The sequence below is a fragment of the Microbacterium sp. GbtcB4 genome (genome assembly GCF_019091465.1).
GTDB lineage: Bacteria > Actinomycetota > Actinomycetes > Actinomycetales > Microbacteriaceae > Microbacterium > Microbacterium paraoxydans.
This window is the reverse complement of the sequence record NZ_JAGXJJ010000403.1, coordinates 1-244: the sequence shown is the minus strand read 5'-3', so window position 1 is coordinate 244 and position 244 is coordinate 1. Positions and strand designations below refer to the sequence as shown.

The window sequence follows — 244 nt, the reverse complement described above, 5'->3', positions numbered from 1 at the left end:
CGAGGCGGATGGGCTCACCCTTGAGGTAGCCGTTATCGTCGGCCTGCAGCCCGAGGGGGGCGTACGCGTCGGGGCGGCCGAGGCGAGCGGGGGACGGCACCTGCTGTCCCAGCGAGTCCTGCGCCTCCTGCGGGAGGCCCATGAGCATCGGCGTCTCCATGATGCCCGGGGCGATCGTGCACACGCGGAGGGCGCGGCGGGCGAGCTCGCGGGCGATCGGCACGTGCTTGGCGGGCACGCCGCC

At 75.0% G+C, this 244-nt stretch carries 1 pseudogene; it reads right to left on the bottom strand.

Annotated features, from left to right (window positions below):
- Nucleotides 1-244, bottom strand: a pseudogene (locus KVS71_RS18300) (3-hydroxyacyl-CoA dehydrogenase); the annotation flags it as partial.